The organism is Mesorhizobium sp. B2-1-3, assembly GCF_006442495.1.
Taxonomy (GTDB): Bacteria; Pseudomonadota; Alphaproteobacteria; order Rhizobiales; family Rhizobiaceae; genus Mesorhizobium.
The window spans coordinates 75,489-87,279 of the sequence record NZ_VFWL01000019.1 but is presented as its reverse complement, the minus strand read 5'-3'; the positions used below and the strand labels follow the sequence as shown (position 1 = coordinate 87,279).

Sequence of the window (11,791 nt, the reverse complement as noted above, 5' to 3'; positions counted from 1 at the left end):
CTAAACCAGCGGGGCTGAAATCTCAATTGAAAGTGATGCCGAAAGCGCAGACTTTATTCACGGGACAGGCCTGCGGAGGCTGACATGTTGAGGCTGTTATCGTCGCTCAAGATAGTATTCCCTGTGCACGAGCCGCCAGACGGCTGCGAAATGGTCGCCTGGCTGGCCGATCCGCTTGCGCATCCCGTGCTCGACGCCATGTCGGAGCGTGAGCTCGGCGACATGCCGTTCCGGCTGACGGCGCGACGCACCGCCCACGAGACGGCGCAAGCGGGCTGCCGCTGATTGGTGCTGACGGCCCGGCGCCTGGCCCAACGCAAGCGCGTTGTGTCGCCGATCTTCGCACTTATTGTGCACCGCGATGACATCCGCCACCTCAACAGCGCTGCGGTTCGCTTTCGCCGGCATGATCGCCATGGCTGTCGCCATGGGCATTGGTCGTTTCGTCTATACGCCGATCCTGCCCGGCATGATGGAAGAACTCCATCTGTCGGCGGCCGATGCGGGCTGGATCGCGTCAGCCAATTATCTCGGCTACCTCGCCGGCGCCTTCGCCGCGGCGGGCGGCTGGGCGCATGGGCGCGAGCGCCTGCTGATGCTGGCCGGCCTCGGCGCCAGCGCCTTGCTTGCCGCGCTGATGGGCTTGTCGGATACGATCGCCGCCTTTCTCGTCATCCGCTTTCTTGCAGGCCTGGCCAGCGCCTTCGTCATGGTGTTCCTGGCCAGCATTGTTTTCAGCCATCTTGCCGCGGCCGGCCGCAGCGATCTGCAGGCGTGGCATTTCGGCGGCGTCGGCCTCGGCATCGCCCTGTCCTCGGTGCTGATGGCGGCCCTGGTCAGCGAACATGCCGGCTGGGCGGCGGGCTGGCTGTGGTCGGCGGCGATCTCGGCTTGTGGCTTCGTCGTCGTGGCGCTGTTGGTGGACAGCGGTCCGCTGGCCAGCGGCGATACCGGCCGCGAGCCGGCGCTGCCAAAAGACCGCTCGCTGACCAAGGTGATCGTCGCTTACGGCTTGTTCGGCTTCGGCTACGTGGTAACGGCGACCTTTCTTGTCGCCATTGTCCGGCAAGGCGGCGGCGGACGCGTGTTCGAGGCGGTGGTCTGGATGGTCACCGGTCTTGCCGGCTTTCCCTCGGTCTGGCTCTGGCAGAAGATATCGGCACGGATCGGCCTTTACGCGACCTATGCGCTGGGATGTTTCGTCGAGGTCGTCGGCATTGTCGCAAGCGTCGCGGTGGGCGGGCGCACCGGGCCGCTGCTCGGCGGCCTGCTCGTTGGCGGCACGTTCATTGCCATCACCGCGATCGGCCTGCAGACCGCGCGGCAACTGGCGCCACAAGCTCCCCGGCGGACCTTCGCCTTGATGACGGCTTCGTTCGGTCTTGGCCAGATCATCGGCCCGATTGCCGCCGGGCTCCTGGCGCAGGCGTCGGGCGATTTCTTCCTTGCCTCGATCGCCGCCGCGGCCGTTCTGGTCGCCTCCGGCGTCATCATATGGTCGGCCGCGCCAAAATCGCCATGATTGTGGGTTTGCTCGGTGCCGGGCATCGGGCATGGGCATTTTCTTTCCCCCTAATGTGTGACTTTATGCCCGCTGAACTCAGCTGATTTGCGCAAAAACCGAGGAATTCGCCACAGTGTTCGTATCCTTCTTCCCGCAGCCGAAGCTGTTTTTCTCTTCGGCCGCCGTCTGGAGCCTTGCGGCGATCCTGTTCTGGTTTTTCGGGGGTGAGCAACTGGGCGCCGTCTTCGGCCTGCCGCCGGCAGCAGCCGGTGCACCGCCCATTATCGGCATCGCCGTCCTCGTCTCGAAGCCGTTTCTCTGGTTCTACATCTACTTCGCGTTTTGCGTGGTCGCTTTCTATGCGTTCTGGAGCTGGTATTCGCCGCATCCGTGGCAACGCTGGTCGATCCTGATGACGGCGGTCATCCTGTTCTTCATCTATTTCAATGTGCAGGTCAGCGTCGCCGTCAACGCCTGGTACGGGCCCTTCTTCGACTATGTGCAGGGGCTGATGTCGGGCACCGGAAAATCGACCAACGCCGAATTCTACATTGGGCTGGCCGATTTCTCGTGGCTTGCGCTGGTCGGCATGAACGTGCAGGTGGTCAACGCCTTCATCGTCAGCCATTGGATCTTCCGCTGGCGCACGGCGATGAACAACTACTTCGTCGAGAACTGGGGCAGGCTGCGCCACATCGAAGGCGCCTCGCAACGTATCCAGGAGGACACGATGCGGTTTTCCCAGATCATGGAAGATCTGGGTTCCAGCTTCGTCCAGTCGATCATGACGCTGATCGCCTTCCTGCCGGTCATGATCCAGTTGCAGGCCCATATAACCGAGTTGCCGATCATCGGCGCGATCCCCCAGCCATTGGTGGTCGCGGCACTGGCCTGGTGTCTGTTCGGAACGATTTCGGTCATGATTGCCGGCATGAAGCTTCCAGGGCTGCAGTTCCGCAACCAGCGCGTGGAGGCGGCCTACCGCAAGGAGCTCGTTTACGGCGAGGATCATGCCGACCGGGCCCAGCCCGCCACCACCGCCGCGCTGTTCGCCAATGTTCGCCACAATTATTTCCGGCTGTATTTCCACTACATCTATTTCAATGTCGTCCGGTACACCTACCTGCAGGCCGACAATATTTTCTCGCTGCTGATCCTCGGGCCGTCGCTGGTCGCCCACAAGATAACGTTCGGCGCGCTGAACCAGATTTCGAATGCATTCGGCAAGGTGACAGGTTCCTTGCAGTTCCTGCTCACCTCCTGGTCGACCATCGTCGAACTGCAATCGGTGCATAAGCGCCTGCGCGCCTTCGAGGCGACGCTGCAGGGCGAGCCGCTGCCGGAAATCGACCAGCGCTATCTGGCGCGGCAAGGCGCCGAGGATCCCGCTTAAGTCAGGAAAGACCTGGGTGCGAAACGGGTCGGCGGCTCAGCCGCCGACGGAAGCCTGCTTCTGGCCAGAACCCTGCCGCGAGATGTAATCGCGAAAACTGATGCATTCGACGTCTGATTTGACGCAGACCTCGCCGGCAAAACGCTCCAGCGCGTTCCAGTAGGCGCCGTCATTCATCAGCGCGAAATGGAAGCCGAGTTGCAGCGGAACGCGCTTGCCCCGGTATTGATCCTCGAAGGCGGCGCGGAAAGCCTGGTAGGTGCGGTCCGCGAACTCGCCTGCCTTGCTCGGCCGCTCGAAGCCGCCGGAATGCCTGACATAGAGATTGTAGTCCATGGCGATCACCGGCCGCGATTTCGGTCCTTCCGGGATCTGCGGCAGTGAAAAGCGCGCGAGGCCGGCGGTGGTCGGCGGCTGGACCGGGCCGCGCGAGACGCCGCTGGCGTCGAACCGGTAACCGGCGGCGGGCAGCGCCTCGTAGAGCGCCTTGCTCGTCGACAGATAGGGCGCGCGGAAGCCAACCACCGCATGCCGCGCGAAATCGCGCCAGCCGGTCGGCTCGGGCTCGATGCCGTTGATCGCATAGGCGTTTTCGAGGATGTGCTCGAACGAGGCGAACTCTTTCAGCCAGTCGGCCTTGCTCCAGTCCTTGCCGTCGAAATGGCCGCAGCCATGACTGGCGATGTCATGGCCTTCCGATGCCGCAAGCCCGATCTGCTCCAGCCGCTGGCTCACTTCCTGCGTCGAGGCGGCGAAGCCGATGTTGGATTTGCCCGATGTCTTGCCCGGCGCGGTGTATTGGCTGCGCGTTTCCGATGACAGCAGGAAGACACAGGAGAGGAAATAGGTGAAATGCGCTCCGGTGCGCTTCGCCAGCGCCCGGCTGCGCTTCCATTGCGAGATGTCGCGGGCGCTGTCGAAGGAGATGATGACGACCTGCTTCGGCCTTGCCGGCAAAGGCGCCCGCGAGCCGGGTGGATCGGCGAAAGCCGCACCGGCCGTGGCAAGCGAAGCGAGACAGAACGCGGCAACGCGAGACGAAAAGGATATTGGCAACAGCTACTGACCCCGGGCGGTTTTGGCCCCGCTATAGCGCAAATGTGGCGTGGGTGCGGTGGCCTTTTCGTCCGTTTGCCCCGCGAATAGGTGATTTTCCGGTCGAACCCCTTCCATGCCGACAAAATTTCGCTAAAACGCGGGCTCGCGAACGCTCCGGCCCGGGGCAGGAATGGTTTTATTGATGTCCGACGACAGTTTTATCCGTGAAGTCAACGACGAGATCCGTCGCGAACAGGCGCAGAAGCTGTGGGACCGTTTCGGCCCGGCCCTGCTTGTGGTCGCGGTGCTGGTCGTGCTCGGCACCGCCGCCTTCGTCGGCTACCGCTACTGGGACGAGACCCGCGCCAACCGTTCGGGCGATGCCTTCTCGCAAGCGTTGAAGCTGGCCAATGACGGCAAGAACGACGAGGCGCTGGCCGCGCTCGATCAATTGGAGAAGGATGGCTACGGCGCCTATCCGCTGCTCGCCCGCATGCGCGCGGCCACCGTCAAGGCCGACAAGGGCGACGTCGACGCAGCCGTCAAGGATTTCGACGAGGTGGCGGCCGACGCCGCCATTCCCCAGGGCATTCGCGACATGGCGCGGTTGAGGGCGGCGCTGCTGCTGGTCGATCACGGCTCCTTCGCCGATGTGTCGAGCCGCGTCGAGGCCCTGACCTCGGACACCAACACGCTGCGCCACACCGCGCGCGAGGCGCTCGGGCTGGCCGCCTGGAAGGAAGGCAAGACCCAGGATGCGCTGAAGCTGTTCGACCAGATCGCCGCCGATGACGGTGCCCCGCGCAACACCCGTGAACGGGCGACCCTGATGTCCGAGCTGATCCGCGGCTCGGGCAGCGCGTCGTGACATATGAGCTTCAAAGTCGCCATCATTGGCCGGCCTAACGTCGGCAAATCGACTCTTTTCAATCGGCTGGTGGGAAGGAAGCTGGCGCTTGTCGATGACACGCCGGGCGTCACCCGCGACCGCCGCGTCCATGCGGCAAAGCTTTACGACCTGCATTTCGACGTCATCGACACTGCGGGTTTCGAGGATGCCGCCGCCTCGACGCTGCCCGGCCGCATGCGTGCGCAGACCGAGATCGCTATCCGTGAGGCCGACCTGATCTTCTTCACCGTCGACGCCAAATCCGGCCTGTTGCCGGACGACCGGACCTTTGCCGAGATCGTGCGCAAATCCGGCAAGCCGGTCGTGCTGGTCGCCAACAAGGCCGAGGCGAAGGGCGCGCAGGGCGGCATGCTGGAGGCCTGGGAGCTCGGGCTTGGCGAGCCGGTTCCGGTCTCGGCCGAACACGGCCAAGGCATGCCCGACCTGCGCGACGCGGTGATCGCCGCACTTGGCGAGGCGAGAGCCTTTGGCGAGGATGAGGACGACGACGAGGAGATCGCCTCCAGCGAGGTGCTGATCGGCGAGGATATCGCCGATCCCGACGCCGACGAGGTGCCGGCCTATGACGACACCAAGCCGATGCGCATTGCCGTCGTCGGCCGCCCCAATGCCGGCAAGTCGACGCTGATCAACGCGCTGATCGGCGAGGAGCGGCTTTTGACCGGACCGGAAGCCGGCATCACCCGCGATTCCATCTCGGTCGATTGGGACTGGCGCGGCCGCCGTATAAAATTGTTCGACACCGCCGGCATGCGCCGCAAGGCCAGGATCCATGAAAAGCTCGAGGTCATGTCGGTGCAGGATGGCCTGCGCGCCATCCGCTTCGCCGAGATCGTCATCATCGTGCTCGACGCCACCATCCCGTTCGAGAAGCAGGATCTCCAGATCGCCGACCTGATCATCCGCGAGGGCCGCGCGCCGGTGATCGCCTTCAACAAATGGGACCTGATCGACAATCCGCAGGAACTCTTGGCCGAACTGCGCGAAAAGACCGAACGGCTTTTGCCGCAGGCGCGCGGCATGCAGGCGGTGACGGTTTCGGCCGAGACCGGACGGGGCCTCGACAAGCTCATGGAAGCCGTCATCCGCACGCACAAGGTCTGGAACAGCCGCGTCTCGACCGGCAGGCTCAATCGCTGGCTGGAAGGCATTCTTGCGCATCATCCGCCGCCCGCGGTTGCCGGTCGCCGGCTGAAGGTCAAATATGTCACGCAGGCCAAGACGCGCCCGCCGGGCTTCGTCGTCTCGTGCTCGCGCCCGGATGCGATGCCGCAATCCTATGTCCGCTATCTCACCAACAGCCTGCGCGAAGCCTTCGACATGCCGGGCGTACCGATCCGCATGGCGTTGAGGACTTCGGACAATCCCTTTGCCGGCAGGGCCAAGAAGCGCTGACGTCCGGGGGAAGGGTGCCAACCCTTCGACGCGGTGTAGACCCTGGAATGACGAAGAGGGGTTGCGACCAGGGCCTAGGCGACCTTCAGCAGGTTCTCATCCGTCCGCGCGCCCTCCGGTAGTGCCTGCCGCGCCGCTTCCAGCAGGATATCGGCGAGGCGGGCGGCCACCGGTTCGGGTTCGGCATCCCTGCGGTGCAGGAACAGCGTCATCCTGGGCAGCGCCGGCAGACCGGCAATCTCCGGCGTCATCGCGCTGACGCTGGCCGGCAGGCCGATGTCGGTGCGGATCGTCAGCCCGAGCCCGGCTGCAACAGCCGCCCAGATGCCACCAAGGCTCGGGCTGGAGAAGGCCATGCGCCAGGGCAGGCCGGCGCGGTCGAGCGTTTCGGTTGCGACCGTGCGCAACAGGCAAGGTGCTTCCAGCGCCACCAGCGGCAGCGGCTCGCCATGGCGCAGGCTGGTCTCGATGCGCTTTGCCGGGCCGATCCAGCGCATCTGCACGTCGGCGACATGCTGGCTGTATGGCAGCGTCGCGCCGCTGTGCCAGGCAAGTGCGATGTCCAGGCTGCCCGAGATGATCCGCTCCGCGAGCTCATGGCTGCGCGCGATGCGGGCCTCGATCTTGACTTTGGGATGGGCACGGGCGAAGCGGCCGAGCACGTCAGGTAGCACCGCCTCGCCAAAATCCTCCTGCAGGCCGAGCCGCACCCAGCCTTCCAGCTCGACATCATGGATGGCGGCGGCCGCCTCGTCATTGAGCTCGACCAGCCGCCGCGCATAGCCGAGCATGGTCTCGCCAGCTTCCGTCAGTGCCAGCCCGCGTCCCGACTTGCGGAAGATAGGCGTCGCCGCCTGCTCCTCCAGTTTCTTCAACTGCGCGCTGACCGCCGAGGTCGAGCGGCCAAGCCGGTCGGCCGCCTTGGCGAAGCTGCCAAGCTCCATTCCGGTGACGAAGCTTCTGAGGACGTCGAGGTCGAATGTCACGCGTCGCATGATAATCCCGTTTTTTAGGATTGTGCGTCAAAAACTTCCTGATTTTATGGACAAAGCTATGGCGATAGACATGCGCCGTCAAGGCCGGTCACCGGGCCGCAAACGGGAATGAAACCATGTCCGCCATCGTCACCCGCACCGATTGTCAGTCGACGCCACGGGCCGAAGGCTCCGGCTCCAGGACCTTCGCGCCCAACCACCGCTGGAAGGTGCTGGGCATCGGCGTCGCCGCCAATGCCGGTTTTTCCGCTACTTTCTCCGGCATACCGGCAACCGCGGTGCTGATGCGGCAGGGCTATCATCTCGGCAATGCTCAGCTCGGCCTGGCGCTTGGCCTTCTCGGTCTGGGCGTTGCGCTCAGCGAACTGCCCTGGGGCCTGCTCACCGATCGCTGGGGCGATCGCCGTGTGCTTTTGACCGGGCTCGGCGCCACGGCGGCATGGCTGTTCCTGATGGCGTTGCTTGTCGTTCCATCCCCGTCCGGCGTGCCGGGCGTTCATGTCCTGGCCGCCGCCTTGCTCGCCACCGGCCTGCTCGGCGGCAGCGTCAACGGTTCGAGCGGCCGCGCCATCATGGGCTGGTTCCGCGAAGGCGAACGCGGATTCGCCATGAGCATCCGGCAGACGGCGGTGCCGCTTGGCGGCGGGCTGGGCGCTCTTGTCCTGCCCTCGCTTGCCGCCAGGCATGGCTTCGCGGCGGTCTATGGCCTGCTCGCCGCCTTCTCCGTGATCTCCGCCTTCTTCGCCTGGCGCTGGCTGCACGAACCGCCGACGCAGGGTTCGGCCGCGCCGACCGTTCTGGCCGGGCCCCCGCCGCTGCGCAATGTCGAGGTCTGGCGCATCGCAGCGGCCATCGGCCTGCTGTGCTTTCCGCAAGTGGCCGTACTCACCTTCGCATCGGTCTTCCTGCACGACTTCGCCGGCATGGGGACCCTGGCCACCAGCGCAAGCCTCGCCGCCGTGCAGACCGGCGCCATGGCGATGCGCGTCTGGAGCGGCCGCTTCACCGACCGCCACGGCAACCGCCGGCCGTTCCTGCGCCTGTGCAGTGCGCTCAGCGCGCTTGCCTTCACGCTGCTCTGGCTGCTGGTCCTGGCCGGCCCGACCACATCAGGCGGCCAGCCCGTCGCTATGGCCACGCTTCCCGTGATGCTGATTGTCGCAGGCATCCTGGTCTCCGCCTGGCATGGCGTCGCCTACACCGAGCTTGCCACGCTTGCCGGCGCTGGCCATGTCGGCACCGCGCTCAGCCTGGCCAACAGCTTCGTTTTCATAGGTTTCTTCCTGGTTCCGGTGGCCATTCCGGGGCTCTTGCATCTCTGGTCCTGGCCCGGCGTTTGGTTGTCGGCGGCGGCGTGCGCGTTGATCGCGTGGCCCATCTTCCTGCGGCCGGCCTCCATGTCCGTCCCGCCGCAAAACCGCCCCACTTCGCAACCACGAGCCTGAGCCGACCGGGAAAACCCGATCGAAGCTGTTAACGTCCCATCAAGGTTAATGCATCATTTTGCTCTCCAGTGGGGTCAGTAGCGTTCCTGGAGAGAGTTCCGTGCATCGACGTGTCTTGACGCGCCTTGTTGCCGTCGCCGGTGAGAAGAAACGCAGCCTCGTGGCACCTTTCATCGTCGGCCTCGGCATCTGGATCGGATTTCCGACGGTTTCCGCCTACCAGGATATGACGAGCCTCGTTTCCGGCCTCGAGGCGCCGACCCGCTGGAATTCCTATGTCGAGAAATCCGTCGCCGGATCGGTCCATGCCGCCGAGATGCCGTTTGTCGACGACGCTGTGACGGGTTCGCTCTCCGGATCGGGGGTGCGCCTGCCCGGCGTCGGCGCCGTCTCCTTTCGCGGCAAGGGCGGCAAGGTCAGCACGACGCCCGATGAGGACCGCATTGTGCGCGCCGACAAGAAGGGCCGCATCGTCCAGATCTCTCCCGTCGCCCCGCCGAAGAACTTCAACGCCGGCTCGATCTTCGAGCGCACCTCATCCCTGCTGCGGCCCAGCATGGACAGCGGCCTGAAGATGGCTTTCGCCAAACCCCAGATCAAAGGCAAGGAAATCCAGATCGCCGCGGCATTCCACGCGCGTGAGGACAAGAAGCCGGATCCCGGCGTGTCGCCCATGCTTGCCGCCCTGGTCAACAACGATCATCCGGATGTGCTGGCGACGGCCTATGCGCAGGCCGCGCCCGATTATGCCAAGGCGTCGCCCTTCGAGGCCCTGCTCCAGGACGAGGAGCCCAACAACGGCCGTTTCATCCCGCCGATGGCCAAGGGCGACCATTCGTGGATCCAGAATCCACTTCCGGCGAGCGTCTTCTCCAAGCCCGAGCAGAAATGCCTGGCCAACGGCATCTATTTCGAGGCGCGGGGCGAATCCGTGCGCGGCCAGGCCGCCGTCGCCCAGGTCATCCTCAACCGTGTCCGCAATCCGGCCTATCCCAATTCGATCTGCGGCGTCGTCTACCAGAACGACAGCTGGTTCAACCGTTGCCAGTTCTCCTTCGCCTGCGACGGCAGGAAGAAGCGCATCGACAACCCGGTCGCCTACAAGACCGCGCAGGATGTCGGCATGGCGGTGACCGCCGGCAAGGTCTTCATTCCAGAAGTCGGATCGTCGACCCATTACTATGCCAATTACGTCCATCCCAACTGGGCGCGTACGATGCAGAAGATGACCAAGATCGGCCTGCATATCTTCTACCGCACCTATGGCGGCGGCTGGAGCTGAACGCCCGATAGGCGTCCATATTTTTGCGCGGCTGCGCGGTCTCTCGAAGAGCCGTCGCGCGGAGGATTCGCTCAAGGCGTCCGCGCCGCCATGGCGGGCACGATGTCGCACCTCTCTATTATATTGATTTCATTGTATAAAATACATGGTAACGAACTTCCGCCCGTGGCTTGACGGGCGCAAACCCTCTAACTATGTTGCCGGCGACTTTAGAAGCGGACGGACGGTGACGGTCTGCCCGGGCAGGGGGGTTGCGATGGCCGATGAAACTGGGCCAGGCGGAACCGGAGAAACCGGCCGCGGCAAGCAGCACGAAGCCGCCATCCGCGACGACGAACTTGAGCGCCGCCGGCGTGAACTTGAAGCATCGCTTGCGACAAGACGGCCGGACCGGCTCGAGGGGAAAGACGCGAAACCAGTGACCGGGTACGGTCAGGCACTCAAGCTGTCCAGCGAGTTCATCGCCGGGGTGGTGGTCGGTGCCGCCATCGGCTGGATCATCGACCGTCTGGCGGGGACATCGCCATGGGGTCTGATCGTGTTTCTGCTGCTTGGTTTTGGCGCGGGCGTGCTCAATGTCATGCGTTCGGCAGGCGTTGTGGCGGAATTCGGACAGGGCGACAAATCGCGCTCTGGCCGCAACGACAGCAAGTGACCGCTCTTCAGGCGGCATTTGGAAATAGCCGCCTTTCGACGGGCGGCATGGTAACAAGGCCGCATGCGGCACTGACGGGGTTTGAACGTGGCAGCTGACAAGGTCGATCCGATCCACCAGTTCCATATCAACAAGCTGATACCGATCGATATCGGCGGCTACGACTTGTCCTTTACCAATTCGGCGCTGTTCATGGTCGCGACCGTGGTCGTCGCCGCGGCATTCCTGTTTCTGACGACGTCGAGCCGCAGCCTCGTTCCCGGCCGGCTGCAATCGATCTCCGAAATGGCCTATGAATTCGTCGGCAACATGTTGCGCGACGCCGCCGGCACGCAGGGCATGAAGTTCTTTCCCTTCGTGTTTTCCCTGTTCATGTTCGTGCTGGTCGCCAACCTGCTTGGCCTGTTCCCGTATTTCTTCACCGTCACCAGCCACATCATCGTCACCTTCGGCCTCGCCGTCTTGGTTATCGGCACCGTGATTGTCTACGGTTTCGGCAAGCATGGCCTTGGTTTCCTCAAGCTGTTCGTGCCGCAAGGCGTGCCGGTGTTCCTGCTGCCGCTGGTGGTGCTGATCGAAGTGATCTCCTTCGTCTCGCGCCCCGTCAGCCTCTCGGTTCGTCTGTTCGCCAACATGCTCGCCGGGCACATCACGCTGAAGGTCTTCTCCGGCTTCGTGGTCAGCCTCTCGGCGCTGGGCGCGGTCGGCGTCGCTGGCTCGGTGCTGCCGCTGGCGATGGCCGTGGCGTTGACCGCGCTCGAACTGCTGGTCGCCTTCCTTCAGGCCTATGTCTTCGCGGTGCTGACCTGCATGTACCTCAACGACGCCCTGCACCCGGGGCACTGATAAAAAATTTCCGGCGCAAGAGTTTTCAACATTGCCGCCGGAATGGAATCGCAACGGAATTTCAGATCCAAAGGAGTTGAACAAATGGACGTAGAAGCAGCAAAGTACATCGGCGCCGGCATCGCTTGCCTCGGCATGGGCGGCGCGGGCATTGGCCTCGGCAACATCTTCGGCAGCTATCTCTCGGGCGCGCTGCGCAACCCGTCGGCCGCCGATGGCCAGTTCGGCCGTCTGATCTTCGGCTTCGCCGTGACCGAAGCTCTGGGCATCTTCTCGCTTCTCATCGCGCTGCTGGCCCTGTTCGGCTGAGCCCCTGTTTGGCTGAGCC

The 11,791-nt window shown here is 64.2% G+C and carries 12 protein-coding genes; 10 read left to right on the top strand and 2 right to left on the bottom strand.

Going from position 1 to position 11,791, the window contains the following annotated elements:
* Nucleotides 1–84: 84 nt before the first annotated feature.
* From FJ973_RS25535 to sbmA, 3 genes are all read left to right on the top strand, one after another.
* Nucleotides 85–285, top strand: coding sequence for a hypothetical protein (locus FJ973_RS25535; protein WP_140520836.1), 201 nt, complete (start codon nucleotides 85–87; stop codon nucleotides 283–285).
* Between the two features lie 76 nt (nucleotides 286–361).
* Nucleotides 362–1,522 (top strand): YbfB/YjiJ family MFS transporter, encoded by a 1,161-nt coding sequence (locus FJ973_RS25530; protein WP_140520835.1) that lies wholly within the window; start codon nucleotides 362–364, stop codon nucleotides 1,520–1,522.
* A 115-nt stretch (nucleotides 1,523–1,637) separates the two neighbouring features.
* Nucleotides 1,638–2,897, top strand: a complete 1,260-nt coding sequence (sbmA, locus tag FJ973_RS25525; protein WP_140497950.1) for a peptide antibiotic transporter SbmA — start codon at nucleotides 1,638–1,640, stop codon at nucleotides 2,895–2,897.
* Nucleotides 2,898–2,933: 36 nt separating this feature from the next.
* Here the strand turns inward: sbmA and FJ973_RS25520 are convergent, their stop codons facing one another.
* On the bottom strand, nucleotides 2,934–3,947 hold the full coding sequence (locus tag FJ973_RS25520) for a polysaccharide deacetylase family protein (RefSeq protein ID WP_140558293.1): 1,014 nt from the start codon (nucleotides 3,945–3,947) through the stop codon (nucleotides 2,934–2,936).
* 190 nt (nucleotides 3,948–4,137) lie between these two features.
* Here FJ973_RS25520 and FJ973_RS25515 point away from each other — a divergent pair, with 190 nt between their 5' ends.
* Both FJ973_RS25515 and der read left to right on the top strand, forming a co-directional pair.
* Entirely contained in the window at nucleotides 4,138–4,803 is a 666-nt protein-coding gene (locus FJ973_RS25515; RefSeq protein WP_140514747.1) for a tetratricopeptide repeat protein, read from the top strand.
* Between the two features lie 3 nt (nucleotides 4,804–4,806).
* Nucleotides 4,807–6,240: a ribosome biogenesis GTPase Der gene (der, locus tag FJ973_RS25510; protein WP_140497954.1), complete on the top strand. Its 1,434-nt coding sequence runs from the start codon at nucleotides 4,807–4,809 to the stop codon at nucleotides 6,238–6,240.
* Between the two features lie 74 nt (nucleotides 6,241–6,314).
* On the opposite strand, the gene FJ973_RS25505 is transcribed toward der, so the two are convergent.
* The gene (locus tag FJ973_RS25505; RefSeq protein WP_140497956.1) at nucleotides 6,315–7,235 is read right to left on the bottom strand and encodes a LysR substrate-binding domain-containing protein; all 921 of its coding nucleotides are present in this window, start codon (nucleotides 7,233–7,235) and stop codon (nucleotides 6,315–6,317) included.
* Between the two features lie 116 nt (nucleotides 7,236–7,351).
* Here FJ973_RS25505 and FJ973_RS25500 point away from each other — a divergent pair, with 116 nt between their 5' ends.
* From FJ973_RS25500 to FJ973_RS25480, 5 genes are all read left to right on the top strand, one after another.
* Nucleotides 7,352–8,680 carry an MFS transporter gene (locus FJ973_RS25500; RefSeq protein ID WP_140558245.1) on the top strand — a complete coding sequence of 443 codons (1,329 nt, stop codon included), beginning with the start codon at nucleotides 7,352–7,354 and terminating at the stop codon, nucleotides 8,678–8,680.
* A 100-nt stretch (nucleotides 8,681–8,780) separates the two neighbouring features.
* Nucleotides 8,781–9,962: a cell wall hydrolase gene (locus tag FJ973_RS25495; RefSeq protein ID WP_140514754.1), complete on the top strand. Its 1,182-nt coding sequence runs from the start codon at nucleotides 8,781–8,783 to the stop codon at nucleotides 9,960–9,962.
* A gap of 256 nt (nucleotides 9,963–10,218) precedes the next feature.
* A complete protein-coding gene (locus FJ973_RS25490; protein WP_140558291.1) occupies nucleotides 10,219–10,617 on the top strand; it encodes an AtpZ/AtpI family protein in 399 nt (132 codons plus the stop codon).
* A gap of 87 nt (nucleotides 10,618–10,704) precedes the next feature.
* Nucleotides 10,705–11,463, top strand: coding sequence for a F0F1 ATP synthase subunit A (locus tag FJ973_RS25485; RefSeq protein ID WP_140497962.1), 759 nt, complete (start codon nucleotides 10,705–10,707; stop codon nucleotides 11,461–11,463).
* Between the two features lie 84 nt (nucleotides 11,464–11,547).
* Nucleotides 11,548–11,772 carry a F0F1 ATP synthase subunit C gene (locus FJ973_RS25480; RefSeq protein WP_140497964.1) on the top strand — a complete coding sequence of 75 codons (225 nt, stop codon included), beginning with the start codon at nucleotides 11,548–11,550 and terminating at the stop codon, nucleotides 11,770–11,772.
* Nucleotides 11,773–11,791 lie beyond the last annotated feature (19 nt).